The organism is Streptomyces sp. NPDC029526 (genome assembly GCF_040637405.1).
GTDB lineage: Bacteria > Actinomycetota > Actinomycetes > Streptomycetales > Streptomycetaceae > Streptomyces.
The window spans coordinates 557,132-582,673 of the sequence record NZ_JBEZWE010000001.1; the positions used below are offsets into that span (position 1 = coordinate 557,132).

23 protein-coding genes and 1 tRNA gene are annotated in these 25,542 nt (G+C 75.1%); 14 read left to right on the forward strand and 10 right to left on the reverse strand.

Translation table 11 applies throughout. The features are described from left to right. Window positions 1-10 precede the first annotated feature (10 nt). Both AB0F01_RS02480 and AB0F01_RS02485 read left to right on the forward strand, forming a co-directional pair. Complete coding sequence (locus AB0F01_RS02480; RefSeq protein ID WP_362089246.1) at window positions 11-1,516, forward strand: DUF4246 domain-containing protein; 1,506 nt, start codon at window positions 11-13, stop codon at window positions 1,514-1,516. A gap of 251 nt (window positions 1,517-1,767) precedes the next feature. Then, the gene (locus AB0F01_RS02485; protein WP_362090200.1) at window positions 1,768-3,393 is read left to right on the forward strand and encodes a hypothetical protein; all 1,626 of its coding nucleotides are present in this window, start codon (window positions 1,768-1,770) and stop codon (window positions 3,391-3,393) included. Here the strand turns inward: AB0F01_RS02485 and AB0F01_RS02490 are convergent. Continuing rightward, window positions 3,344-5,392: a bifunctional glycosyltransferase 87/phosphatase PAP2 family protein gene (locus tag AB0F01_RS02490; RefSeq protein ID WP_362089247.1), complete on the reverse strand. Its 2,049-nt coding sequence runs from the start codon at window positions 5,390-5,392 to the stop codon at window positions 3,344-3,346. The two genes, AB0F01_RS02485 and AB0F01_RS02490, sit on opposite strands and share 50 nt — an antisense overlap. Before the next feature lie 360 nt (window positions 5,393-5,752). On the opposite strand from AB0F01_RS02490, the gene AB0F01_RS02495 reads away from it, so the two are divergent. Beyond that, window positions 5,753-6,430, forward strand: coding sequence for an O-methyltransferase (locus AB0F01_RS02495; RefSeq protein ID WP_362089248.1), 678 nt, complete (start codon window positions 5,753-5,755; stop codon window positions 6,428-6,430). A 104-nt stretch (window positions 6,431-6,534) separates the two neighbouring features. On the opposite strand, the gene AB0F01_RS02500 is transcribed toward AB0F01_RS02495, so the two are convergent. Further along, a complete protein-coding gene (locus AB0F01_RS02500) occupies window positions 6,535-6,927 on the reverse strand; it encodes a hypothetical protein (RefSeq protein WP_362089249.1) in 393 nt (130 codons plus the stop codon). Between the two features lie 143 nt (window positions 6,928-7,070). On the opposite strand from AB0F01_RS02500, the gene AB0F01_RS02505 reads away from it, so the two are divergent. Continuing rightward, window positions 7,071-7,493: a DUF1992 domain-containing protein gene (locus AB0F01_RS02505; RefSeq protein WP_362089250.1), complete on the forward strand. Its 423-nt coding sequence runs from the start codon at window positions 7,071-7,073 to the stop codon at window positions 7,491-7,493. A gap of 30 nt (window positions 7,494-7,523) precedes the next feature. On the opposite strand, the gene AB0F01_RS02510 is transcribed toward AB0F01_RS02505, so the two are convergent. Continuing rightward, a complete protein-coding gene (locus tag AB0F01_RS02510; RefSeq protein ID WP_362089251.1) occupies window positions 7,524-8,216 on the reverse strand; it encodes a hypothetical protein in 693 nt (230 codons plus the stop codon). A gap of 3 nt (window positions 8,217-8,219) precedes the next feature. Beyond that, a complete protein-coding gene (locus AB0F01_RS02515; RefSeq protein ID WP_362089252.1) occupies window positions 8,220-8,894 on the reverse strand; it encodes a hypothetical protein in 675 nt (224 codons plus the stop codon). Window positions 8,895-9,061: 167 nt separating this feature from the next. Between AB0F01_RS02515 and AB0F01_RS02520 the strand changes: the two genes are divergently transcribed. Continuing rightward, window positions 9,062-9,556, forward strand: a complete 495-nt coding sequence (locus tag AB0F01_RS02520) for a GNAT family N-acetyltransferase (protein ID WP_362089253.1) — start codon at window positions 9,062-9,064, stop codon at window positions 9,554-9,556. A gap of 116 nt (window positions 9,557-9,672) precedes the next feature. On the opposite strand, the gene AB0F01_RS02525 is transcribed toward AB0F01_RS02520, so the two are convergent. Next, entirely contained in the window at window positions 9,673-11,865 is a 2,193-nt protein-coding gene (locus tag AB0F01_RS02525; protein WP_362089254.1) for an MFS transporter, read from the reverse strand. Window positions 11,866-12,025: 160 nt separating this feature from the next. Here AB0F01_RS02525 and AB0F01_RS02530 point away from each other — a divergent pair, with 160 nt between their 5' ends. Next, entirely contained in the window at window positions 12,026-13,636 is a 1,611-nt protein-coding gene (locus AB0F01_RS02530; protein WP_362089255.1) for a peptidoglycan-binding protein, read from the forward strand. A gap of 368 nt (window positions 13,637-14,004) precedes the next feature. Here AB0F01_RS02530 and AB0F01_RS02535 read toward each other — a convergent pair whose 3' ends face one another. Together AB0F01_RS02535 and AB0F01_RS02540 are read right to left on the reverse strand one after the other, a co-directional pair. Continuing rightward, window positions 14,005-14,697 carry an HAD-IA family hydrolase gene (locus tag AB0F01_RS02535; protein WP_362089256.1) on the reverse strand — a complete coding sequence of 231 codons (693 nt, stop codon included), beginning with the start codon at window positions 14,695-14,697 and terminating at the stop codon, window positions 14,005-14,007. Window positions 14,698-15,155: 458 nt separating this feature from the next. Further along, complete coding sequence (locus AB0F01_RS02540; RefSeq protein ID WP_362089257.1) at window positions 15,156-15,737, reverse strand: TMEM165/GDT1 family protein; 582 nt, start codon at window positions 15,735-15,737, stop codon at window positions 15,156-15,158. 405 nt (window positions 15,738-16,142) lie between these two features. On the opposite strand from AB0F01_RS02540, the gene AB0F01_RS02545 reads away from it, so the two are divergent. From AB0F01_RS02545 to AB0F01_RS02555, 3 genes are all read left to right on the forward strand, one after another. Then, on the forward strand, window positions 16,143-16,787 hold the full coding sequence (locus AB0F01_RS02545; protein WP_362089258.1) for an HNH endonuclease family protein: 645 nt from the start codon (window positions 16,143-16,145) through the stop codon (window positions 16,785-16,787). Window positions 16,788-16,855: 68 nt separating this feature from the next. After that, window positions 16,856-18,502, forward strand: a complete 1,647-nt coding sequence (locus AB0F01_RS02550) for an alkaline phosphatase D family protein (RefSeq protein WP_362089259.1) — start codon at window positions 16,856-16,858, stop codon at window positions 18,500-18,502. A 274-nt stretch (window positions 18,503-18,776) separates the two neighbouring features. Beyond that, window positions 18,777-19,379 (forward strand): VTT domain-containing protein, encoded by a 603-nt coding sequence (locus AB0F01_RS02555; protein ID WP_362089260.1) that lies wholly within the window; start codon window positions 18,777-18,779, stop codon window positions 19,377-19,379. A 266-nt stretch (window positions 19,380-19,645) separates the two neighbouring features. Here AB0F01_RS02555 and AB0F01_RS02560 read toward each other — a convergent pair whose 3' ends face one another. Both AB0F01_RS02560 and AB0F01_RS02565 read right to left on the reverse strand, forming a co-directional pair. Further along, on the reverse strand, window positions 19,646-19,888 hold the full coding sequence (locus AB0F01_RS02560; protein WP_362089261.1) for a DUF2277 domain-containing protein: 243 nt from the start codon (window positions 19,886-19,888) through the stop codon (window positions 19,646-19,648). Between the two features lie 101 nt (window positions 19,889-19,989). Then, a complete protein-coding gene (locus tag AB0F01_RS02565; RefSeq protein WP_362089262.1) occupies window positions 19,990-20,583 on the reverse strand; it encodes a GNAT family N-acetyltransferase in 594 nt (197 codons plus the stop codon). Window positions 20,584-20,705: 122 nt separating this feature from the next. Between AB0F01_RS02565 and AB0F01_RS02570 the strand changes: the two genes are divergently transcribed. Continuing rightward, window positions 20,706-21,068, forward strand: a complete 363-nt coding sequence (locus tag AB0F01_RS02570) for a hypothetical protein (RefSeq protein ID WP_362089263.1) — start codon at window positions 20,706-20,708, stop codon at window positions 21,066-21,068. 293 nt (window positions 21,069-21,361) lie between these two features. On the opposite strand, the gene AB0F01_RS02575 is transcribed toward AB0F01_RS02570, so the two are convergent. Then, a tRNA-Val gene (locus tag AB0F01_RS02575) sits at window positions 21,362-21,433 on the reverse strand. A gap of 185 nt (window positions 21,434-21,618) precedes the next feature. On the opposite strand from AB0F01_RS02575, the gene AB0F01_RS02580 reads away from it, so the two are divergent. The 4 genes from AB0F01_RS02580 (at window position 21,619) to AB0F01_RS02595 (ending at window position 25,307) form a co-directional block, all read left to right on the forward strand. Further along, the gene (locus AB0F01_RS02580; protein ID WP_362089264.1) at window positions 21,619-22,446 is read left to right on the forward strand and encodes a DUF4097 family beta strand repeat-containing protein; all 828 of its coding nucleotides are present in this window, start codon (window positions 21,619-21,621) and stop codon (window positions 22,444-22,446) included. Window positions 22,447-22,556: 110 nt separating this feature from the next. Next, window positions 22,557-23,981: a hypothetical protein gene (locus AB0F01_RS02585; protein ID WP_362090202.1), complete on the forward strand. Its 1,425-nt coding sequence runs from the start codon at window positions 22,557-22,559 to the stop codon at window positions 23,979-23,981. A 189-nt stretch (window positions 23,982-24,170) separates the two neighbouring features. Beyond that, window positions 24,171-24,392: a zinc ribbon domain-containing protein gene (locus AB0F01_RS02590; RefSeq protein WP_362089265.1), complete on the forward strand. Its 222-nt coding sequence runs from the start codon at window positions 24,171-24,173 to the stop codon at window positions 24,390-24,392. A 111-nt stretch (window positions 24,393-24,503) separates the two neighbouring features. Next, the gene (locus tag AB0F01_RS02595; RefSeq protein ID WP_362089266.1) at window positions 24,504-25,307 is read left to right on the forward strand and encodes a DedA family protein; all 804 of its coding nucleotides are present in this window, start codon (window positions 24,504-24,506) and stop codon (window positions 25,305-25,307) included. The last annotated feature ends 235 nt before the right edge of the window (window positions 25,308-25,542 follow it).

A 25,542-nucleotide genomic window follows, 5' to 3' on the forward strand; every position in this document is an offset into this window, starting at 1 on the left:
ATCGACACACGTGACCGGTCTGTCCGCTTTTCCGTTGCCCTTCCACGGGCCCGCCCGTTCCGTACCGCTCGCGACGCCCCGGACGCTGGGGGAGCTGCGGATGATGCGGTGCAGCGCGCACCTCCGGGCGAAGCCGGGGTGGTACGACAAGATGAACGATTCTGAGATCGCGGCCCGTTGGGCGGAGGAGGCCCGCGCCCAGGGCCTGACCGAGGCCCAGGTGCGGTACGTGCTGGCCGAGTTGCGGCACTACGCGGCGCTGCGGGACCCCGGCACCGGGATCGAGGTGTCCGCGGTCGACGGGGTGTGGCAGTCGGACACGCTGATCGACGACGGCCTCGCGTCCCGGCTGCGCGCGGCGGTCCGCGTCCTGGAGGAGGTCCCGGAGGCGGAGAGGGACTGGCACCCCGGGTCCGAGGGCCAGGTGCTCGATCTGGTGCACCCCTCCCTCTTCTGCCGGGTGCGGGGGGTGAGCGGGCCCGAGGACGCGTGGGAGAAGTCGCCGGGCGGGTACGCGTACGAGTTCTCGGAGAAGTTCCAGTGGCTGCCGACGGACGCCGACGTGGACGAGGACGGCGGGGTCGTCTTCCGTTCCTACGTCAACAACGTCCACCCCGAGGCGCACGCGGAGCTGGCCGCCGTGCTGCCGGAGCTGTTCGCGCGGCTGCGCCCGCTGTTCGAGAACGTCCTGACCGATCTGCGGCATCCGCGTCCGCCGCGCATCGAGGCCGATCCGTACGGCTGGTACGACTCGGAGCCGGAGTGCCCGCACGAGGATTCCTACGCCGACAAGGAGGCGTACCGCGAGGCGTACCTGGCGTGGCAGGAGGCCATGGACGACTGGTGGGAGAACCGCCGTCCGGTGCTGCCCGACGCCCCGGACTTCACGCCGCCCGAGATGCCCGACGCGTCGGCCCGGGTCGGCCTGCGCGGGCGGAGGCTGCAGGTCGTGGTCAAGCTGGCGAGCATCCACCTGACCCCCGACCGGCCCGAGTACGCGGGCGGTTCCTGGCACGTCGAGGGGATGCTCAACGAGCGGATCGTCTCGACCGGTATCCACTACTGGGACAGCGAGAACATCACCGGGAGCACGCTCGGCTTCCGGACGGCAGTGGACGAGCCGGACTACGAGCAGAACGACGACAACGGCATGCGGGAGGTCTACGGCCTGGAGAACGAGGGCGCGCTGAACCAGGTCCTGGGGACGGCGTCGACCCCGGCGGGCCGCTGCCTGGCCTTCCCCAACGTGCTGCAGCACCGCGTCGGGCCGTTCCGCCTCGCGGATCCCACCCGGCCCGGGCACCGGAAGATCCTGGCGTTCTTCCTGATCGACCCGTCGAAGCGGATCGTCTCGACGTCGGACGTGCCCCCGCAGCAGCCGTGGGCCGACACCTCGACCATGACCCTGGACGAGGCCAGGGCGTACCGCGAACAGCTCATGCACGAGCGCACGTTCTTCGTCGCCGAGCACAACGAGGAGCTCTACGAGCGGGAGTTCTCCCTCTGCGAGCACTGAACCCGTCCGGGCCGGACGGCGACGGTCCTCCATCTCCCGGGCGGGCGCGGCCGGTTGCCCGGGCGGGCGCGGCCGGTTGCCCGCGCCCGCCCGGCCGGCCGCACGACCGGCGGCGCTCACCCGCCCGGTCGGCCGCCCGCCCCGCAGTGACCGTCCGGCCGGCGGCTCGGGAACCCGCCGTGCTCGTCCGGCGACTGAACGCCCGCGCCCCGTTCCGCGTCCTCCTCCACGTGCCCCACGCCGATCTCACCCTGCCCCGACCGCCCCGGCAGCCCCGGTGGGCGGCCCCGGTCCGGCCACGGAACCGTTCCCTCCGCAGCTGGGGCCGACGGCACCGCGTGCCCCTGCTCGCCACCCTCCCGGTGCTCCCCCTCTACACCCTGTGGGTGCTCGTCCTCGCGACCGGCGGTGGTGACCTGGCCGCGCAGGACGCCTGGGCCGGCTTCGTGACCCGGCACGGGAGTTCCGCGTACAACCTGTCCTGGTACGGGGGCACGCACACCGCCAACTACAGCCTGCTGTCGCCGTATCTGATGGCCGCCCTCGGGGTGCGGACGGTCACCGTGGCGGCGGGCGTTGCGGGGTCCTGGCTGGCGGCCGTCCTCGTGGTCCGGGCCGGGCTGCCGAAGCCGCTGCTGCCGGCCCTCCTCGCCTCGCTCGCCCTGTGGTGCAACGTGGCCTCGGGGCGGACCACGTTCGCCCTCGGTACCGCCTTCGCGCTGGCCGCGTGGGTGATGCTCAGCCGCGGCGACCGGCACGTCCTGGCCGGTGCGCACGCCGCGCTCGCCACCATGGCGTCCCCGGTGGCGGGGCTGTTCCTGGCGGTCGTCGGGGCCGGGTACCTGCTCGACCGGCAGCGTGCCCGGGCCGTGGCCCTGCTGCTGCCGCCGGCCGTCGTCGCGGCGACGAGCGCGCTGTTCCCCTTCTCCGGCGAGCAGTTGATGCCCGCGGCGCGCGTCTGGCCGCCGGTGCTGCTGGGGCTGGCCGTCACCGTGCTCGCCCCGCGCGACTGGCGGGTCGCCCGCTTCAGCGGCGCCGTGTACGCCGCCGGGACCGTCGCGGTGTACCTGGTGCCCTCGCCGATCGGCACCAACGTCGAGCGGTTCGCCGAGTACGCGGCCCCCGTCGTGCTGCTGGGCGCGCTGCTCGCCCGGCCGGGGCTGCGGGCCGTGCGGCGGACGCTGCTGATCGGCGTGCTGGTGTTCTCGACGGTGTGGACGGGCCAGAAGACCGTCGACGACCTGAAGGTGTCCACCACCGTCCCGGCCTGGGCGGCACACACGGACGGGGTCGTGCGCGCGCTGAAGGGGCTCGGCGCCGACCGCACCCGCGTCGAGGTGGTGCCCGCCCGCAACCACCGGGAGGCCGTCGCGCTCGCCCCGCACGTGCACCTGGCCCGCGGCTGGAACCGCCAGCTCGACGTGGAGCGCGGCCGTCTGTTCTACGACGGCTCCTTCTCCGCCGCCACCTACCGGGAGTGGCTGGACCGCTGGGCGGTCGGCTTCGTCGTGCTGCCCGAGGCCCGGCCCGACGGCTTCGCCGCGCAGGAGGCGCGGCTGATCCGCGAGGACCGCCCCGACTGGTTGGAGCCGGTCTGGCGGGACGCGCACTGGCGCGTCTTCCGGGTGCGGGACGCGGTGCCCCTGGTGTCCGCCCCGGGTTCCGTGGTGCGCACCTCGGGCGCGGAGATCGTGGTCCTGGTCTCCCGGCCGGGTCCGGTGACGGTACGGGTGGCGTACTCGCCGTGGCTGCGGTCCGACGGCGGCTGCCTGAGCCGGCAGGGCGATATGACCCGGCTGACCGTGCCCGCGCCGGGCGAGTACCGGATCAGCTCGGAGTACGGTCCTTCTCCGGCACCGGTGGCCGCTCGCTGCTGACGGCGGCGGTCACCGTGCGGGCGCGCGGCCCCTGGAGGACGTGGGTCAGGCCGAAGCCCGCGGCGACGACCAGCGCGCCGCCGACCGCGTCCAGGATCCAGTGGTTGCCGGTGGCCACGATCGCGGCGGCGGTGAACAGGGGGTGCAGCAGGCCGACGAGCTTCATCCAGGTCCGGGGCGCGATGACCGCGACGACCACACCGCACCACAGGGACCAGCCGAAGTGCAGGGAGGGCATCGCCGCGTACTGGTTGGTGAGGGCGGTGAGGGTGCCGTAGTCCGGCTTGCTGAAGTCCTGCACGCCGTGGACGGTGTCGATGATGCCGAGGCCCGGCATCAGGCGGGGCGGGGCGAGCGGGTAGAGCCAGAAGCCGACCAGGGCGAGCAGGGTCGTGAACCCGAGCGCGGAACGGGCCCAGCGGTAGTCGACGGGGCGCCGCCAGTACAGCAGTCCCAGCACGGTGAGCGGGACGACGAAGTGGAACGACGTGTAGTAGAAGTCGAAGAAGTTCCGCAGCCAGTCGATCTTCACCACGGCGTGGTTGACGGCGTACTCGATGTCCAGGTGGAGGACGCGTTCGAGGTCGAGGATCTGCCAACCGTGTTCCTCCGCGCGGGCCCGGCCCGCGGAGTTGCTGCCGCCGGTCGCGGCCAGCCGGACCTGGGAGTACGCGGCGTAGGTGACGCGGATCAGCAGCAGTTCGAGCAGCAGGTTGGGGCGGGTGAGGACCCGGCGCAGGAACGGCAGCAGCGGGACGAACCGGAAGCGGGTGGGGGCCGGCGGCGCGTACCGGGTCGGGACGGGCTCGTCGTAGTACCGGGAGGTGCGGGACAGGAAGGGGATCGCGGTGGCGGCGGCCAGCGCGGCGAGCAGCACGATGTTGTCCCGCACCGGGTGCAGCACCGACAGGTTCGGCAGGATCATCGTGGCCGGCAGCGTCATCACCAGGACGACGGCGACGGGCCACAGCAGCCGGTCGGAGGCGCGCTTGCCGACCCGGCCGACGACGGCGAGCAGCAGCCACAGCAGCTGGTGCTGCCAGGCGGCCGGGGAGACGACGATGGCGACGCAGCCGGTGACGGCGACCGCGAGGAGCAGCTGGCCGTCCCGGGCGTAGTGGACGGCGCGGCGCAGACCGAGCACGACGACGGCCGCGCCGATCATCAGGAACAGGCCGATCTCGAGCGGGCCCTCCAGTCCGAGGCGGAGCAGGGCGCCGTGCAGGGACTGGTTGGCGAGGGCGTCGGCGGGGCCGCCGAGGCCGACTCCCGAGATGTGCCGCGTCCAGTAGGCGGTGGAGTCCTCGGGCATCGCGGCCCACGCCAGGGCGGTGCCGAGGGCGAAGGTGAGGCCGGTGGTGGCGGCGGCCCGGCGGCGGTCGGTGAACCACAGCAGCGGGGCGAACAGCAGCAGGGTGGGCTGGAGGGCCGCCGCGAGGCCGACGAGGACGCCGCTGGTGCGCGAGCCGCGGACGGCGAAGCAGCCGAGGAGGACCAGCAGGACGGGCAGGATGCTGGTCTGCCCGAGCCAGAGGGTGTTGCGCACCGGCAGGGAGAGCATCAGCAGGCTGACGGCGACGGGCGCGGCCAGCAGGGCGGTGCGGCGGCCGACCGGCCGGGGCAGGGCGCGGGCGGCGACCAGGCCGAGGGCGACGACCAGCAGCAGGGTGCCGAAGGTCCACCCCCAGCCGAGGGCTTGTTCAGCCGAACGAGTGAAGGGCTTGAGGACGAGGCCGCTGAAGGGGGTGCCGGTGAAGCTGGTGGAGTCGTAGAGCGAGCCGCCGACCCGCAGCACGCCCTCCGGGCCGAGCCAGGTCTCCAGGTCGGTGAGCCGCTCCCCGCGCGGGGAGGTCAGGACGAGGGCGACCTGGCGTGCCGCGAGGAGGGCGGCGACCAGCCACAGTCCGAGGCGCAGCGTGTTCAGCCGTGCCGGGTTCCCGCTGACGGCGGTCGCGCCCCCCGCAGGTGCCGGCCGCCCTCTGTGCTCCGCATTCGCCACGCCTCGTCGGCCTCCCGCCCCGTCGCCGCGCGCTCCGGCGCGCGGGATCCTCCACGAACCCTACGGGGCTCGCTCCGCCCCCCGGAGAGACGCGGTGCACCCGCGGTTCACCTGACGTCTCTTCCGCTTTTGTCCGGAAGACGATAGACGGCGGACCGCCGACCCGCCTCCCCGTCCCACGACCCGAGCGCGGCCGGGGGCGTCACCGGGGCCCCGTCGGCGCGGCCCGGCAGTGCGGCCCGGTGCGGCGACCGGGACACACGGCGGAAAGCCCTGCGGGGTCCGGGGCCCCCGGCGTATGTTCCTCGGCGGTCGCCGGTGGACACCGGCGACCCTCACCTGACCGGAAGGCACGGGACCTTGAACGACGCGCAGCTGTGGCACGACGTGGACGACTACTTCGCCGGCCGGCTCCTGACCGGCGAACCCGACGACGCCCTGGCGGCGGCCCTGAGCGACAGCGAGGCCGCCGGGCTGCCCCCGATCGCCGTCGCGCCCACCCACGGCAAGCTGCTGCACCTCCTCGCCCGGGTGCAGGGCGCCCGCCGCATCCTGGAGATCGGCACGCTCGGCGGGTACAGCACGATCTGGCTGGGCCGCGCCCTGCCGGACGACGGGCGGCTGATCACCCTGGAGTACGACCCGCACCACGCCGAGGTCGCCACCCGCAACCTCGCCCGTGCCGGGCTGGCGGAGCGGGTGGAGGTGCGGGTGGGCGCGGCCCGGGAGTCGCTGGACCGGCTGGCCGAGGAGGGCGCGGAGCCGTTCGACCTGGTCTTCATCGACGCCGACAAGGCCAACAACCCGCACTACGTGGAGGGGGCGCTGAAGCTGACCACGACCGGTTCGCTGATCATCGTCGACAACGTCGTCCGCGGCGGCCGGGTCGCCGACCCGGACGACGACGCCCCCGACGTGACCGGTACCCGCGCGGCCCTCGACCTCATCGGCCGCCACCCGCGGCTGGACGGCACCGCGATCCAGACGGTCGGCGTCAAGGGCTACGACGGCTTCGCCCTGGCCCGCGTGGTGGCCTGAGCGGGGCGGGGAGCCCTTGGCGGGATCGGGAGCCGGGGCGGGGCGGGCAGCCGGGGCGGGCGCGGGCAGCCGGGGCGGCGCGGGAGCGTGCCGGGCCCGGCGGATCACACCTCGTGGTAGAAGCCCACGTTGACGCTGCGGGGCGCGGCGCGGTCCTGGATGACGACCTCGCCGCTCCCGCCCCGGGGCAGTGCGACGCTGCCGCCGTACGGGACGGGGTGGGCGTGCTCCCCGACGGTGATCCGGACCTCGGAGGACGGCTCCGGCAGGGATCCGCGCAGCCAGGTCAGGTGCCAGCCGCCGTCCTGCCCGCACTGGAACTCCAGGTGCACCCGGGAGACGAACAGCCAGTCGTCCGGTGTCGACAGCCGGCACACCGCCCGGTCCCGCCCGACCAGCAGCACGGCACCCGGCTCGCTGGGCGCGTCGGCCATGAGCATCCCGGCCGTGGCGCCCTCTTCCGCCGCGGACACGGCGGCCATGGTGAGTTCGAGCACGTGCGCTCCTCCTGAGCAGTCCTGGCGGGCCCCGTACGGTCCCGGTCCCCGGGGCCGCGTCGGCCCGGTGCGGCGGCCGGAACGGCTCGCTGCCGCCGCATGATAAAACGCCCGGCCGCACGGCGTCCGGCACAATGGGGCTCATGACCGAGCGGAAGCCACCGGGCGTCGACTTCGGGACCTGGGTGGACAAACAGATCCGGGACGCCGAGCGCCGGGGGGAGTTCGAGCGGCTGCCGGGCGCGGGCAGGCCGCTGCCGCCGGAGGTGGAGACGGCCTACGACGAGATGTGGTGGGTGAAGCGGAAGATGGCCCGCGAGGGCATCTCGTACCTGCCGCCGGGGCTGGCCCTGCGCAAGGAGGCGGAGGACGCCCTGGAGGCGGCCCTCGCGGCCCCCTCGGAACGGGCCGTGCGGAAGATCCTCACGGAGATCAACGCCCGTATCCGCGAGATGATGTACAAGCCGCCGCCCGGCCCCCCGCTGGGCAGGAAGCCGTACGACGTCGAGGACGTCGTACGGCAGTGGCGGGAGCGCCGGGCGGACGCGGGCGGGGCGGGCGGGTAGCAGCCGCCCCGGACGCCCGCCCCGGACGCCTCAGACGTGCAGCAGCCGTTCCGCCAGTTCGCGGTAGTCCCGCAGGGCGAGCCGCAGCTGCTCGGTGTCGGTCGCCGCGGCGGCCGGCTCCGGGGAGCCGTCCGTGGTCTGCCAGGACCGGCGCAGGGTGCGCCGGCGTTCGGTCACCGCCTCCGTGAAGCGGGCGGTGAGTTCCTGGAGCACCTGGTCGGCCTCCTCGACGGCTTCCCGCGGGGCGTCCACGAACCCGGTGACGGCGTGGTGCAACTGCGCGGTGAGCGCGTCGAGTTCGCCGTGCGGGAGCAGGGTGCCGCCGGAACCGCCGTGCGCCGACGGGGTGTGCCCGGTGTCGGGGCCGGTTCGCGTGCCGCCGTCCCCGAAGGGGGCGGTACCGGGGGCCGGGGCGGCACCCGGCGTGGCGGCCGGGGCGGTGGTGCGGCCGGTCGTGGCCGCCGGGCCGGACGGCTGCCCGTCGCCGGGCGTCGTGCCGGTCCCGGTGCGGCCGTCGGTGCGGCCGTACGCGTCGTCGCGGAGACCGGAGGTGCCGTCCTGCACGCCGGTCGCGCCGGTCGGGCGGGTGGTACCCGTCGGGCCGGCCTGCCGGTCCGGGGCGCCCTCGCGGGCACCGGCCAGGTCGCCGCCGACGGTGTCGCGGTGGAGGTCGTGGCCGGTCCCGTGGTGTTCGTCCAGGGGGCGGCGGGTCGTGTCGGACATGGATCAGCTCTCCTTCGCCTGGCGACGGTGCAGCAGGGACGGCATCCGGGAGCCGCGTGCGGCCGGGGCCCGGTGGCCGTCGTCACGGGATGCGCGGTGGTGGCGCCCGCCGTCGTGCCGGGACGTGTGCACGAGGTCCTCGAACAGGGCGCGGGCGTCGACCATGGCCTCGCGCAGCTCCTCGGTGCCGGCGCCGCCCTCGTGGCCGCCGTTGACGCGGGCCTGCGCGACACGGTGCACGCGCCGGTAGCCCTCGACGTGGTGGGCGTGGTGCACGGACAGCGCGGCGAGCTGCTCCTCGTACTGGCCGGCGTCCGGGAAGCCCCGGGCTCCCGCGACTTCGGCGAGCAGCCGGTCCGCCTCGGCCACCGCGTCACCCGGCGAGTCGACGAACCGCTCCTGCGCGGCCGTCCAGCGCGCCTCGTAGTGTTCCCGCTCGGCGGGCTCCAACGGCCGTGCCCGCAGGTCGCCGTGGCGCTCCACGCGAGCGGCCAGTTCCCGTTCGGCCGCCTTCGTGTCCCCGTCGTGCCGGGCCACCGCCCGGTCGTACTCGGGTCCGAAGCGCCGCTTCAGGCCGACACCGTGCCGGGGCCCGCGGCTGCGCTGCATCAGCAGGGCCGCGGCGACGGCGACGACCGCAACAATCACGATCAACGCAATGATCAGGCCAGTGGACATGAATGCCTTCCGGGTTCCGGTCCGACCGGCACTCCTCGCGAGCCGGTTCCTTTCTGCGGGTGTCCCGAAGCCCGTGCCACAAACCGGGCCGGTCCGCAACCCGGGAGCGGGGCGGAGGCCCTGTCACCCGCTTGCGGACCGGCGCACGTTCCTCGCACGCTACGGGCATGAACTGGACCGTGGCCCCCGAACCGTACGACTCCGCCGACGCGCTGGCCCTGTGGCGGGCGTACTACACCGAGGTCAGCGACCGCTGGTACCTGCTGCACGAGGGGCGGCGCACCGAACCGGAGGAACTGGAGCGCGAGATCGCCGCCGCCACGGGCAGCGAGCTGACCCCGCCGACCGGCCGGCTGCTGGTCGGCCGGTACGCGGGCGAGCCGGCCGGCACGGCGGGCTTCCGCCTGCTCGGGGACGGCTCCACCGCCGAGATGACGCGGGTGTTCGTGCGCCCGCACCGGCGCGGCACCGGCGGCGCGGCGCTGCTCGTGGGCGCCGTGGAGGAGGCGGCCCGGGCGGCGGGAGCGACCCGGATGGTGCTCGACACCCGCGCGGACCTCGTCGAGGCCCGCGCCCTGTACGCCCGCCTCGGGTACGGGGAGACGGAGCCGCACAACGCGGAGCCCACGGCCGAGCTCTGGTTCGCGAAGACGCTCGGCTGAGCGGGCGGGCGGCTGCGCGGGCGGGCGGCGGGGCGTGCGGGCGGCTGGAGCGTGCGGGCGGCTGGGCGCCGCCCTCCGGAGCGCGCGACGTCCGTCCGCGCCCGGCTCCCCGGCCGTCACGGGGCCCGCGTCACCGCCCGTTCGTCGTGCGGGCGTTCGCTGCTGGAGCCGCAGAGTTCGTCGGTGAGTTCGTGGACCAGGTGGACCAGGTCGGTCGGGCGGTCCGGTCCCCACCAGTCGCCGAGGAGTTCGGCGAGGGACTCCTCACGGGCCCGGGCCAGCCGTTCGGCGGCCTGCCGGCCCTCGTCGGTGAGGACGAGCCCGAGCCCCCGGCGGACGGCGAGGCGCCGCACCTCCACCTGGCGGGCGGCCTCGATGACCACGTCCAGCGGGACGGGACTGCGTTCGGCGAGCAGAGCCGGCTCCACCTCGCCGTGCCTGCGGATCCGCAGCAGCAGCCAACTCGCCGCGGGCGCCAGGTCGTAGCCCGCGCGTTCGGTGACGGTGCGGTAGATCTCGCGCCGCCCCTCCCGGGTGCCGAGCAGGGACAGCGCCCGGTACACCTCGTCGTAGGACGAGCGGTGCACGGGGTTGCTGGCCAGGGTCTCGGTACCGTCGGGAGCGGTGACCGAGCCGCGCAGCGGGTCCTCCTTGAGGAACCACGCGAGGACGAACCCGGCGAGGGCGACCGGGGCCGCGTAGAGGAAGACGTCGGTGATGGCGGTGCTGTAGGCGTCGACGGCCGCCGGGCGCAGGGCGGCGGGCAGGTTCTCGATGCCGCGCGGGTCGGCCTCCAGCCCCTCCACCGAGGCACCGGGCGGCAGCGGGGCGCCGCGGAAGGCGTCGAGCAGTTTGTCGTCGAGGCGGCCGGCGAAGATCGTGCCGAAGATGGCCACGCCGAAGGAGGCGCCGATGGACCGGAAGAAGGTCGCGCCGGAGGTGGCGACGCCGAGGTCCTGGTAGGAGACGGCGTTCTGCACGATCAGCACCAGGACCTGCATCACCAGGCCGAGCCCGAGCCCGAAGACGAAGAAGAAGGTGCTCATCACGGCGGTGCTGCTGCCCGGGTGGAGCTGGTGGAGCAGGACCAGTCCGAGCGTGGTGACGGCGGTGCCGGCGAGCGGGAACACCTTCCAGCGGCCGGTGCGGCTGACGATCTGGCCGGAGCCGGTCGACGCCAGCAGCATGCCGGCCACCATCGGGAGCATGTACACACCGGACATGGTCGGGCTGACGCCCTTGACCACCTGGAGGAACGTCGGCAGGTAGGTCATCGCCCCGAACATCGCGAAGCCGATGATGAAGCTGATCACGGCGGCGAGGGTGAAGGTGCGGATGCCGAACAGCTTCAGCGGCAGCACCGGCTCGGCGGCCCGGCGTTCCACGGCCACGAAGGCGAGGGCGAGGCCCGCGCCCAGCAGGGCCAGGCCGATGATCTGCGGTGAACCCCAGGCCCAGGTGGTGCCGCCGAGGGAGGCCACCAGGACGAGACAGGTGGCGACGGAGGCGATGAGGAAGGTGCCGAGGTAGTCGATGACGTGCCGGGAGGAGGCGCGCGGCAGGTGGAGCACCGTCGCGATCACCGCGAGCGCGACGACTCCGACGGGCAGGTTGACGTAGAACACCCAGCGCCAGCTCAGGTGCTCGGTGAACAGCCCGCCGAGCAGCGGCCCGAGGACGCTGGTGGTGCCGAACACCGCGCCGAACAGGCCCTGGTAGCGCCCGCGTTCGCGGGGCGGCACCAGGTCGCCGACGATCGCCATGGACAGCACGATGAGTCCGCCGCCGCCGAGCCCCTGGAGCGCGCGGTACATGATCAGCTGGGCCATGTCCTGGGCCGCGCCGCACAGTACGGACCCCACCAGGAAGATCACGATGGCGATCTGGAACAGCTTCTTGCGCCCGTACTGGTCGCCGAGCTTGCCCCACAGCGGGGTGGCAGCGGTCGAGGCGAGGAGGTAGGCGGTGACCACCCAGGACAGGTGCTCCAGACCGCCGAGGTCGCTGACGATGGTGGGCAGCGCGGTGGCGACGATGGTCTGATCGAGTGCCGCGAGCAGCAGACCGAGCAGCAGCGCGCCGATCGGGAGGACGATGCTGCCGGACACCCGTCCGGGGGCCTCGCCGTCCTGCGGGGGCGCCGCCCCCGGCCCTCCGTCCGGGGGCGCCGCGCCCCCGTCGGTGCCGTGCGCCGCGCCCGCCGCGCCCTTCGGGGCGGGCCGGGCGGTGGCACCCGACGGCCGCCCGGCGCCGGGTGCGGGCTGCGCGCGGCCCGCGTCGTGGGTCGATCCGTGCGCGTCCCCGGCCATGAAGCCCTCCACAGAGTCCGGTGGTCCTCCCCCATCGTGATCGGTGTGACCCGTTATGGCCTGTTGAGTCCTCCCGGAAGCCTGCATTCCGGGGGCGTGGGGACCGCGGTGTGGAGATGATCTGCATAATCTCTGGAGTTCGTGAGGGGAGGGACGACGCGTGGACCGACCGACGGGATCCCCGTGCCCTGAATGCGGCACGCCCAGGAACCGGGACAACACCCCTTCCTGCACCTGCACCGAGCGCGCCTCCGACGCCCTGCGCGACGCCCGCACCGCCGAGGCGGCGGCGGCCGAGGACTTCGACCCGCTCCGGATCCGGCCCTACGTCGAACTGGACGGCCCGGCACGGCACTCGCCCGAGGACGCGGCGGGGCGGCCGGCGACCGGTTCGGCCTCCGACGTGTCGTGGCGTCCTGCCGCCGGTTCGGCCGGGGACGCGACGGGGAGCGCGGTGCCCGGTTCGCCCGGGAGGGCGGCGGGGCGTCCGCCGACGGGTGGGGCGGGACGGCCGGAGGACGGTCCGGCGGCCCTTCCGGCCGGTGCCGAGGCGGACGGTTCCGCCGACGGCGAGGCGGGCGACGCGGCGGACGGCGAGGCGGACGGTTCGACGGGCGGCCCGGCTTCCGGCCCTGCCGGTGGTTCCTCGCGCCCGGAGGCCCGCCCCGTAGGTGATCCGCCGGGCCCGGGTGCCGGCCCCGTGCGTGGTTCCTCGGGCCCGGCTTCGGGCCCCGCAGGTGGACTCTCGAGTGGTCCGGTCGGCGGTCCGGCGGAGGGCGCGCTGCCGGGCGGGAGCCGGCCCGGGCCACCGGCCTCCGACGCCACGATGACCCTGCGCGCCGTCACCCCGGGGCCCTCGGACACCCCGGCGGCCCGGCCGGGGCGGGCCGCGGGGACGACGGGCGCCGGACCGGCGGCCTCGCCCGGACACGGTGCGGCGGGCCCGCAGAACCCGGCCGGCACCCCCGGTCCGGCCGGTGCCGCCGATGCCACGACGGTGCTCCCCACCCCTCTCGCACCGCCCACGACGGAGCCGAGCGCCACCGACCTGCACCTGTTCGAGCCCCGTCCGTCCGGCCCGGCGTCCAGCCCGGCGACGGGCGTCACACCGGACACCTCCCCCGCCTCTCCCACCGCCGCTCAGCGGGGCCGGCGCCGCAGGACGGCACTGGTCTCGGCCGCCGGGGCCGTGGTGCTGGTGATCGGGGCGGCCGGGTGGGCCAGCGGCCTGTTCTCCTACGAGACGCCCTCGCGGGACGGAGCGCTGCCGGACGACGTCCGGGCGAGCGTGCCGGACGCGCCGACCGCCCCGCCCTCCTCGGCACCGGCCACCGGCACGTCCCCGTCCGCCCCGTCTTCCGCCCCGGCCTCCGCCTCCGCGTCGGAGAGCGAGAGCGCGTCCGCCTCGCCGTCCGCCTCGGAGTCGGCGTCCGCCGAGGCGTCGGCGAGCGCGTCGCCGTCGGCGGAACCGTCCGCGACCGCGACGTCCGCCACCCCGGCGGAAGCCGCCCCCGGGGACGGCGACGCCGAGGGGGACGGCCAGGGCGCCGGCCCGGTGCTGCGACGCGGCGACCGGGGCCCCGAGGTGGTCGAACTCCAGCAGAGGCTGCGCCAGTTGTTCCTGTACAACGACGACATCCACGGGCAGTTCAACCGGCGCGTCGAGGACGCCCTGCGCACCTACCAGTGGGCCCGCGGCCTCCGCGGGGAGATGGGGACCTACGGCCCGCAGACCCGGAACCGGCTGGAGTCGGAGACCCGGGAGCCGTAGCCCGGCCGTGAGCACCCGGCCGGCGGGCGCGTCCGGTGACGGGTGCGTCCGGTGACGGGTGCGCCCGGTGACGGGTGCGCCCGGTGCGAGGAGCGTCTTCCTCCCGGGGACGCCCTCCGGCCCGAGGGTGCGGGCAGCCCAGCGGCCGTTCCGGAACCCGCCGCCGGGTCGTCCACCCTCCCGGGACCGGCCGCCCACCCCCCGGGACCCGTTCGGCGCCCGCTGCCCGGCCACCGCGTCCCGGCGGTCCGGGCCGGGGGCCGGTCCGGTCCCGGGGGCCGGTCCGGTCCCGGGGGCCGGTCCGGGCCGAGGGCGGGCCGGGAGCGGTCCGGACCGGTGGCGGGCCGGGCCGCCGGGCGGGGGCCGGCTCAGGCGGTGGCGTCGGGGCGGGTGGGCACCGCTTCGGACACGGTCAGCCGGAGGGTGCCGTCGGGAGCCGGCCCGACCCGCACCCCGGTGAGGTCGCGCACCGCGACGTCCGGGTCGAGGAAGGGCGCCCGGGGGCCGACGCCCACGACCCGCATCCCGGCGGCGCGGCCCGCGGCAATGCCCGCGGCGGAGTCCTCGAAGACGACGCAGTCGGCGGGGTCGACCCCGAGTTCGGCGGCCCCCTTGAGGAAACCCTCGGGGTGCGGCTTGCTGGCGCCCACGGACTCGGCGGTCACCCGCACGTCCGGCAGGGCGAGCCCGGCGGCGGCCATGCGAGCGGTGGACAGCGCGACGTCGGCCGAGGTCACCAGGGCGTGCGGCAGACCGGCGAGCGAGGCGAGGAAGGCGCCCGCGCCCGGGACCTCCACCACGCCGTCGGTGTCGGCGGTCTCCTCGGCGAGCATGCGCGCGTTGTCGGCGTGGTTCTGCTCCATGGGCCGGTCCGGGAGGAGCAGTGCCATGGACGCGTAGCCCTGGCGGCCGTGGACGACCTTCATGACCTCGTCCCCGTCCAGCCCGTGCCGCGCCGCCCAGCGCCGCCAGACGCGCTCGACGGAGGCGTCGGAGTTGACCAGGGTGCCGTCCATGTCGAGCAGCAGGGCACGGGCGGTGAGCACGAGGGGGGCCGTCATCGGCAGCTCCAGGAGGTCGCGGGCCGGACTCCGGACGGGACGGACCGGGCCCCGGCGGGGCGGGGAACAAGGCGAAACAAGGCGGCCCCGCCCGCCGGTCAGGGAGAACGGGCGGGAGCCACTTTGTTCATCCACGGTACAAAAGAATTCCCGGACCTGCCACCGAGGTCACGATCCGTTCGCCGGGCGTTCACCCCCGGACCACCCGTGCCGCCCCCCGAACGGCGGGGCGTGGCTCCGCCACGGCCCGGCGGCCCGGCCGACCGGCACCCCGGACCACCGGGCCACGGCGACCACCCCGGACCGGAACGGCGCCGGAAGCCGGCCCCCTGCCCCCGGCGCGCGGATCACCGGCCCGCGGCGACCGCCCCGCACCGCCCGCGCGCCCACGGCCGTGACCGCGCACCCTGGCCGTGACCCGCCGGGCAGTGCCCGCGCGGGAACTGCCCGGCGGCAGGTCACGCCGTCGCCGCCTCCCACAGGCTCCAGACACCGAGGCCCAGCATCAGCAGGGCCGCGATCCGCGTGATCAGCCGCAGCGGCACCCGCTTCATCAGCGCCTTGCCCCCGACGATGCCCAGCCCGGCCACCGACCACAGCGCCAGCACCGCCCCCAGGCCGACGGAGAGCGGGTCGTCGTAGCGGGCGGCGAGGTTGGCGGTCATGATCTGCGTGAGGTCACCGAACTCGGCGACCAGGATCAGCATGAAGCCGGCCCCGGAGACCTTCCAGAAGGACTGGTTCTCCGGCTTGCGGATCTCCTCCTCGTCCTCGTCCTTGCGGAACGTCAGCACGGCGGCGCCGCCCAGGAAGAGCAGGCCCGTGATCACCTGCACGAGCTGCTGCGGCAGCAGGGTGAGCACGCTGCCGGCGGCCACCGCGAGCGCCACGTGCACGGCGAACGCGGCGGCGACGCCGACGAACACGTACGAGGCGCGGTAGCGGGTGCCGAGGACGAGTCCGGCGAGCGCCGTCTTGTCGGGCAGTTCGGCGAGGAAGACGACGCCGAAGACGACGGCCGTCACGGTCAGGCTGATCAACGGTTCCTCAATCGGTCGGGACTGCCCCGCCGAGAGTGCTGTGCGATTCCGCGGACACCTCGGCACGGCAGTGCGCACGGCACCCGTACCGTGCGGCACGGGTGTGCACTGCATGCCGAAGGTCTCGCCGGCCCACCCCCGCGGTCTCGCGGTGGTCGGCCTCCGGGCGCCGGCTCAGCGGGCTGAGCAGTATGTCGACGGTCCGGCGTAGGGCTACTCCCCTTCTGCGCCCTCCAGGGTACGCCACGCCCCCGCTCAGGCTTCCCCGCGAAAGATTCACGCCTCAACCATAGACATGTCATGGGCGCGTCATTAGCTTCTCACCGGGCCCACCCCTTCCCGCAACCCGGCGTGGCGAGCATTCCCCTGCTCACTTCAACGCCCGCACCCCACAAGGGAGTTCGCATGCCCCAGGTCTACGCGCGTCGACGGCTCGGCATCGTCGCGGCGCTCACCGGACTCATAGCCTCCGCCGGGCTGTTCAACGGCCCGGCCGCCTCCGCGGCGCTCCCGACCCCGGTCAGCGCCGCCACCGCCCGCAGTTACCTCGCCTCCCTCCCGGTCCGCGTCGAGGACCGCACCGGCTACAACCGCGACCTGTTCCCGCACTGGAGCACGATCAGCGGCACCTGCAACACCCGTGAGACCGTCCTCAAGCGCGACGGCACCAACGTCGTCACCAACTCCTCCTGCGCCGCGACCAGCGGCAGCTGGTACTCCCCGTACGACGGCGCCACCTGGTCCGCCGCCTCCGACGTCGACATCGACCACGTGGTGCCGCTCGCCGAGGCGTGGGACTCCGGCGCCGGCGCGTGGACCACCTCCCGGCGCCAGTCCTTCGCCAACGACCTCACCCGCCCGCAGCTCATCGCGGTCACGGACAACGTCAACCAGGCCAAGGGCGACAAGGACCCGGCGGCCTGGATGCCCTCCCGCACCGCCTACCGCTGCACGTACGTGCGTGCCTGGGTACACGTGAAGTACTACTACGGCCTCTCGGTCGACTCGGCCGAGAAGTCGGCCCTGCAGAGCCACCTGGCGAACTGCTGACCGCACGGTTCTCCCGCCGTCCTCCGTCGCTGCGTACCGTACGGGGCGACGGAGGAAGGGGTCACCACATGGCCGGACTGCGACTCGGACCGCTGCTGCGCCACGTCGACGGCTCGTCCGCGACCGTCTGGGTCGAGACGAGCCGTCCGGGCACCGCCGAGGTGCGCTGCGCGGACGGGGCCGGCGGCCGGGCGGAGACGTTCCAGGTCGCCGGTCACCACTACGCGCTCGTCGAGGTGAGCGGCCTGACCCCGGGCACGGCCGTGCCGTACGAGGTGCACCTCGACGGCACCCGCGTGTGGCCGCTGCCCGACGACCCGTTCCCCGGCCTCCCGCCGTCGGTCATCGCCACCCCCGGACGGGCCGACGACACGCGCATCGCCTTCGGTTCCTGCCGCTGGGCCTCCCCGCCCACCGGTGAGCACGACCCCGTCGGCCCGGACGCCCTGGACGCCCTCGCCGCCCGCATCGCGGCCGACCCGGGGGGCGAACGGCCGGACGTGCTGGTCCTGCTGGGCGACCAGGTGTACGCCGACGAGACCTCCGAGGCCACCCGCGCCTGGCTGGCCGCCCGCCGCGACCTGCGCGAGGCCCCGGGCAGCCAGGTGGCGGACTACGAGGAGTACACCCACCTGTACTACGAGAGCTGGCTCGACCCGAAGGTGCGCTGGCTGCTGTCCACTGTCCCCACCTGCATGATCTTCGACGACCACGACGTGATCGACGACTGGAACACCTCCGCCTCCTGGGTCGAGGACATGCGGGCCACATCCTGGTGGCGGGAACGGGTGCTCAGCGGCCTGATGTCGTACTGGGTGTACCAGCACCTGGGCAACCTCTCCCCGCGCGAGCTGGCCGCCGACCCGGTGTACGCGGCCGTACGGGAGGAGCCCGACGGCACCGACGTGCTGCGCGCCTTCGCCTCCGACGCCGAGGCCGACGCCACCACCGTCCGCTGGAGCTACCGGCGCGACCTCGGGCGGGTGCGGCTGCTGATGGTGGACAGCCGCGCGGCCCGGGTCCTCGCGGAGGGCGAGCGGTCCATGCTCGACCCGGGCGAGGCCGCCTGGCTGCGCGAACAGGCCCTCGACGACCCCGCCTCCTGCGACCACCTCCTCATCGGCACGTCCCTGCCCTGGCTGCTGCCGCACCTGGTGCACGACGTCGAGGCGTGGAGTTCCGTGCTGGCCCGGGGCGACAAGGGGCCGCGCTGGGCCCGGTTCGGGGAGAAACTGCGGCGGGCGGCGGACCTGGAGCACTGGGCGGCGTTCCCGGACTCCTTCGCCGCGCTCGGCGAGCTGATCGCCGAGGCGGGCAGCGGCCCGGACGCGCCGGCGACCGTGTGCGTGCTCTCGGGGGACGTCCACCACGCCTACGTCGCCGAACCCTCCTGGCGCGGGCGGCCCGGCCCGGACGCCCGCGTGGTGCAGCTGACCTGCTCCCCGGTGCACAACTCCGTCCCGATGACGATCAAGCTCGGCTTCCGCTTCGGCTGGAGCGGCCTCGCCCGGCTGCTGGGCCGCGCCTTCGCCCGCCACGGCGGCTGCGGACGCCCACCGGTGTCCTGGCGCCGGACGGGCGGCCCCTGGTTCGGCAACCAGCTGATGACCCTGACGACCCGGGGCCGCGCGGCCACCCTCCGCCTGGAGCACGCCCGGGCGGAGGAGGCGGGGGCCCGCCTCACGACGATCATGGAGACGGACCTCACCCGCTGAGAACCGCACGGGCCGCCCGCGCCGCCCGTGCCGCCCGTGCCGTCCAGGCCGTCTGGGCCGTCCGGGGCCACTCGGGCCGCCGCGGCGGTGTGGACGGTGCGGACGGCGCCGGGCGTCGGTGATGCGGAACGGGCAAGCCCCCCGTGACCCTGTCGTCACCCGCCCGGCGTACGCTGTATGGCTGTCTGTCATTGGCCACTCCTGCCACTCCTGCCGCTCCCACCGCGACAGCGCGGCACGGGCTGGCCCCACGGGGGAGCCACGGGAGTTTCGGGTGGAGAGTTTCGGGTCGCTGATCGGCAGCCCATGGATCTACGCGGTGGTGGCCCTGTCGGTGCTGCTGGACGTGTTCCTGCCCGTGCTGCCCAGCGGCGTCCTGGTGATCACCGCCGCCACGGCAGCCGCGGCGAGCACCGCGACCGGCGTCCCCGACATCCTGGCGCTCGTCCTCTGCGCGGCCACCGCGTCCGTCCTGGGCGACCTGGTCGCCTACCGGCTCGCCTGGCGCGGCGGCGCCCGGTTCGACCGCGCCATCGCCCGCTCCCGGCGGCTCACCGGTGCGCAGGAACGTCTCGGCGCGGCCCTGGCCCGGGGCGGCGGCGCCCTGGTGATCCTGGCCCGCTTCGCGCCCGCGGGCCGCTCACTCGTCTCCCTCGGCGCGGGCGCCGCCCGGCGCAGGGCGCGGGAGTTCCTGCCCTGGTCGGCGCTGGCGGGTCTGTTCTGGGCCGGCTACAGCGTGGCGCTCGGCTACTTCGGCGCCCACTGGCTCGGTGCCACCTGGCTGGCGACGGCGGTGTCCGTGGGCGCGCTGTTCGCGGCGGGAGCGGGCGCCGGGTACCTGGTCCGCCGACGGCCTCGGACCACCGAGGTCTCATAGCGCTCGGGCCGGTGAACTGGGCGGGCCGGTGGACGGACGGGCCGCCGGCCCCGGCCCCACCCACGCCTAACGGCCCACGGCTCACGGCTCACGGCTCACGGCTCACGGCTCACGGCTCACCCATGGTCCGTATGCGGCGCACGCACGACTCACCCGCGGCTCACCGACCGTCGCCCGCCCCGCGGCTGTCGGCACAAGCGCGGGTGCGGGCGCACCTCACACCCGGGCGGGCTCGTACGGCCACCGACCCCGGGCAGCGTCCCCGGCTAGCTCGCGGCCTGCTGCGGCTGCCGTGCGGGCGTGCCGCGCACCTCCAGTCCGTCCAGCAGCTCGGCGGTGGCCTCGGCGACGGCCTGCACGGCCCGGTCGAACACCTCGCGGTTCTGGGCGGCGGGTGCCCGGAAGCCGGACACCTTCCGCACGTACTGCAGGGCGGCGGCCCGGATCTCCTCCTCCGTGGCCTCCTCGGGCAGGGCGGGCGGACGCAGGGTCTTGATACTCCGGCACATGCCCCCAGTCTCACCCCGCGCCCCCGGCCCGCACCAGCGCCCGACGGGGGCTCCGGGCGCCGGCTCGGTCCTCGTCCACCAGCGCCCGGCGGGCGCCGGGCTCAGTCCTCGTCGAGGTCCACCCGCCAGTCGTTGGACGTGATCGGGTGGCCCTTCGGGTACTCGAACGCCACCTCGCCCAGCAAGGTGAAGCCCGCCTTGCGGCACACGGCGTTGGACGCCGCGTGGACCGCCTTGGGGAAGGCGTGCAGGTAGCGGTGGCGGCCGGCGGCACGGGCGGCGCCGACGACCGCGCGGGCGGCGGCCGAGGCGAGGCCGCGGCCCTGGAACTCGGGCAGCACGGCCCAGCCCGTCTCCCAGACCGTCCCGCCCTTCCACTCCCGTTCCCAGAAGCCGATGGAACCCACGGTCTGCCCGTCGCCCTCCAGCGTGACCCGGTACATCCGCCCCGGCTCCAGGGTCAGGTACCGCTCGTGCCGCGCGAGCAGCTGTTCCTCGCTCTCCGGGCCGCCCAGCTGCCCGGTCATCTCCAGGCTGTTGGTGCGCCGCAGCAGCCAGAGGTCGTCCTCCGCCCACGGCACCAGCAGGACCGCCACCTTGCCGGCGTCCGCCCCTGCGTCCGTCGGACCGACCGGCCCGTCCGGCCCGTCCGGCCCGTCGTTCCCGCCCACGCTGCCCCCACCCACGATGTCCATGGCGATCACCGTACGACCGGCCGCGGACAAAGGCGCGGGCGGGCTGCTCACGATCGGGTGAACCTCCCGGCGGAACCGTGGGGAACGCGCCACCTCAATTCGAACAGGCGTATCATTGGACCGTGGCTGCGACCTATGATTTCCCCAGTGACCTCCTCGCCGGTCAGGAGGAACTGCATCAGGTCCGGGCCGAGTTGTCGGCCCTGCTGAAGCGCCTCCCCTGGTCGGTCGAGCCCCTCGACGGCTTCAGCGACGACACCGGCTGGCGCCGGGTCGAACGCCCCGCCTCGCCCGGCTGGAGCGAGGACGAACAGGCCGAGGTGGAGAAGCTGCGCCGGCGCGAACACGAGCTCGCCGTCTTCGTCAGCACCCACCGCTACTGGGACGCCCTGACCGGCGCCGACCGCGTGCACGCCCGCTCGCACCTCAAGCACGCGACCGGCCCGGACGGCGGCACGGACGAGACGGCCACCGGCGCATCGTGACGCCCCCGGGAAACCGGAACCGCCCGGGGCTGCCGTCGCACCGGCCCGTGGGCGTGGACGGTGCTCGCGACGCCGGTACCGGAGTCGCGAGAGGGGCGTGAGGTGCGCGAGCGCCTGCTGCGCGGCCGGCCGCCCGGACCCCGTGCGAGCGGGGCCGGGGTGGGAACGGCGCCGACGAGCGGCGCGGACGTCGAAGCGCACGCCGTGCACGCCGCGGAGGCGATCTCCTGAGGATCTCCTGGGGGATCCACGAGAGGCCCCTCACGGGAACCGTGAGGGGCCTCTGACCTGGGTGGGCGCGGACGGTTTCGAACCGCCGACATCCTGCTTGTAAGGCAGGCGCTCTACCCCTGAGCTACGCACCCGTGACCCGGGTCCGCCCCAGGTCGAGTGGACAGCCTACATGGCCCCGCTCGGCCCCCGGCACACCCGTACCGGGGGCTTTCCCCACCCCGGACACGGGAGCGGGCCGGATCCCCCGGGACGCTCCCGGTCCCTACGGTCGGAGGGCGTCGAGAAGCGCGCACCGTCCGTCCCAGGGGAGACCGTCATGACCCGCACGCACCGCACGTCCGCTGCCGCAGCCCGCGCTGCCGCCCGTTCCGCCCCGTACCGCCGGACCGGGGTGCGGGCCGTGGCGGTCGTCGGCGCCGCGGCGGTGCTGGTGGCGGGGCTGGCGGGCTGCGGGGCGTCGGCCGCCGACGACACGGAGCCCGACCGCCGGACGTTCGCCCTGGCGGGCGACACCCTCACCGTCGACTCCCACGACGCCGGCCTGGAGATCGTCGCGGCCGACGGTCACGCGCCGGGGAAGATCAGGGTCACCCGGTGGTTCCGGGGGCGGGTCGTGGTGGGCTCGGACCCGAAGGTCACCTGGTCCATGAAGGACGACCGCCTCGAGCTGCGGCTGAAGTGCTCGGGCATCATCGCCGACTGCGCCGCCCGGCACCGGGTGGAGGTGCCCCGCGGGATCGCCGTCACGGTGCGGGAGCGCGACGGCGGCGTGCGGGCCAGCGGCTTCCAGGACCCCCTGAGCATCCGCACCGGGGACGGCTCCGTGCACGTCACCGACACCTCCGGACCGCTGGAACTGCGCAGCGGGGACGGGTCGGTGCGCGCGGAGGTGTCGTCCCGCACGGTGCGCACCCGCTCCGGCGACGGCTCCGTCCGCCTCGAACTGCGGGCCGTGCCCGACCGGGTGGAGTCGCACAGCGGGGACGGTTCCGTGACCATCGAGCTGCCCCGGGCCGCCTACAAGGTGGACACCCGCACCGGTGACGGCCCCGAACGCGTGTCCGTGCCGCGCGACGACGCCAGCCGCCACGTCGTGAAGGCGCGCACCGGCGACGGAAGCCTCACCGTCCGTACAGTGAACTGACCGGCCCGTGTGTTCGTCCTTCACCGGTGGGACAATGGCACCGGGCCGGGCGAACGACAGTACGGGAGAGGGATGTGACGGCGACATCAGCGCAGCCGCACTCGCCGTCGATGCCATGCGTGCCGCGCACGCGTGGCGCCGTACCCCCTCCCCCACCGGCGCCACCGTCCGTGCGCCCGTCCGTGCCGCGGGCCCGGGCGCGCCGGTCCGGCGGTGCCCTGGGGGACGTGCTCGCCCTGGTGGGGCTGCCGTTGGTGGCGGTGCTGGCCCTGCCCGCCGCGTTCACCGGCGGCGGCACCCGGCGCTGGTTCGGCGGGCGGGCGGAGAGCCAGCGCGCCGAGGCGCAGGCCGCGAAGGACGCGGCGGCAGCAGCGTTCTACGAGCTCGACACCGCACAGCGCGACCTGCGCATCTCCATCGAGACCATCGTCGCGGTCGACTCCTCCCCGGCCGCCCGCAAGGCCGTGGCCGACTTCGAGGCGATCGGCCGCCGCATCGACGAGGCGAGCCACCACTACATCGCCGCCGTCGACGCGCACGACCTCGACCGCGACGACCTGGAGGCGTCCGCGGCCTCCCGTGCCCGCGCCGAACTGACCGCCGCCAAGGACGAACTGGGGCGGGTCAAGCAGGAGCTGGACCGTTTCACCGACGGACTCGGGCCGCTGCTCGACAAGGCCGAGACACAGCTGGCCCGGCTGGCGCCCGCGGTGGAGCGCGCCCGGCAGGCCCTGCTCGCCGCCTCCCGGGCGCTCGACGCCACCCGCGACGCCGGCCTGAAGGCCGACGACCTCGCGGCCCGGCTCGCCGCGCTCTCCCCCGAGCTGACCGCGCTGAACCAGGGCGCCGGACAGCACGGGGTGCCGCAGACCCTGGAGCGGGCCGCGCGCGTCACCCGCGAGGCGGAGGCCGTCCGCGCCGAGGCGGAGCGCCTGCCGGAACGGGCCGCCGAGATCGACCGCCGGCTCGTCTCGCTGCGCACCCGCGCCCAGGCCCTCACCACCCGTTCCGAGCAGGTCGACCCGGTGCTCAGCGAGCTGCGCCGCCGCTTCTCGGTGGCCTGCTGGCAGGACCTCCAGCGGGTCCCCGAGGTCGCCGCGGAGAACGTCCGGCAGGCGGAGGCGCGGCTGGCCGAGGCCCGCACCGCCCGGCAGGAGCAGCGCTGGGCGGACGCGACGGCCCTGCTGTCGACGGTGCGGGCGCTGCTGAACACCACCGACGAGGCCGTGTCCGCCGCCGGTGACCGGCTGCAGCAGCTGAACGCGGTGCAGAAGGACCCCGAGCAGGAGATCGAGCGCACCCGGTTCGCCATCCGCGACGCCCAGCGGCTGGCGATGGCCGGACGGAACACGCCCGACCCGCGGCACGCCCGCCCCCTGGACGACGCGGTGGCCCGGCTGGAACGCGCCATCACCACCCTGGAGGGCCGCCACCCCGACTACTGGCACTTCCTGACGGAGACGGACACGGTCCGGCAGACGGTGGCCCGGGTGGTGTCGCAGATCCGTGAGGAACGCGGCGCGGGCGCGTCCTGACCCGGCGCGGACCGACATGGCACGGGCCGACAGGTCGCGGGCGGCCCGACGCGGGCCGACAGGGCGGGGCGCCACGCGTCCCGGCCCGGCACCGCCTGTCCCCGCCCGGCCCGCACCCGTGCGCGTAGGGCCGTGCCCACCCTGGCGCGGGCCGTACCCGCCCGGGTGCGGTCCGGTTAACCTGGGCGCATGCCTCGTTACGAGTACCGCTGCCGGACCTGCGGCGACACCTTCGAACTGAGCCGTCCCATGGCGGAGTCCTCCGCCCCGGCGGCCTGCCCGGCGGGTCACGACGACACCGTCAAGCTCCTGTCCACCGTCGCGGTGGGCGGCACCTCCGCCGCCCCGGCCCCGACCCCCGCGTCGGGCGGTGGCGGAGGCGGCTGCTGCGGCGGGGGCTGCTGCGGCTGACGCCCCGGGGACGGGGCCGACGGCACCGCAGGTGTGGCGGACGCCGGTCCGGGCACCCGTCCGCCCGTCGTCCTCAGGATCTCTTCAGCTCCCCTTCCCTAGCGTGGTCCCATGACAGCCATCGCAGCACACGGGGTCGTCGCCGCCGCGGGCGACAGTCCCGGACCCCAGTGGGTCACCGACCTCATGGAGGCGCTGGGCGCGCCCGGGGCGGGCCTCGCCATCGCGCTCGAGAACCTCTTCCCGCCGATCCCGAGCGAGGTGATCCTGCCGTTGGCGGGATTCACCGCGAGCAGCGGGCGCATGGGACTGCTCAGCGTGCTGCTGTGGACGACCGCCGGGTCCGTGATCGGGGCGCTGGCGCTGTACGGGGTGGGCGCGCTGCTCGGCCGGGACCGGACGCTGGGCATCGCCGCCCGGCTGCCGCTGGTGAAGGTCGCGGACATCGAGAAGACCGAGGCGTGGTTCCTGCGGCACGGGACCAAAGCGGTGTTCTTCGGCCGGATGATCCCGATCTTCCGCAGCCTCATCTCGGTGCCGGCCGGGGTGGAGCGCATGCGGCTGCCGGTGTTCCTCGGTCTGACCGCGCTCGGCAGCGCCATCTGGAACACCGTGTTCGTGCTGGCCGGTTACGCCCTCGGGGACAACTGGGAGCAGGTCACGGCCATCGCGTCGACCTACTCGAAGGTCGTGCTGGGGGTCGCCGCGCTCGCGCTGGTGGCCTTCCTCGTCCTGCGGCTGATGCGCCCCGGAGCCGGCCGCCGCAGGCGGACCGGGCGGACGGACGGCTCCGGCGACGCGGAGGACGCCGACGCGGACGCGGACGCCAGTCCCTCCGCCGACAGCCACGACGGCGGCGGCACCACCGACACCCTCACCTTGCGCCCCCGGCACCACGAACCCTCGGACCGGTAGGACGACCGCCGGGAACCACCCACAGGTGAGCCGGGAACCACCGACCGGTGGGCCAGAGACCACCGACAGGTGGCGCAGAGCAGAGCAGGACAGGAACAAGCCGAGAGGCGCCACGGAACCGGCCGGACCGGGTGCGAAGACACCTGGTCCGGCCGGACGTGGAGGACACGCCCGGCCCGCGCCCGGAGCGCACGCCACCCGTTTCCGCCAGGCCGGTTCGCCGGTCCCGTCTCCG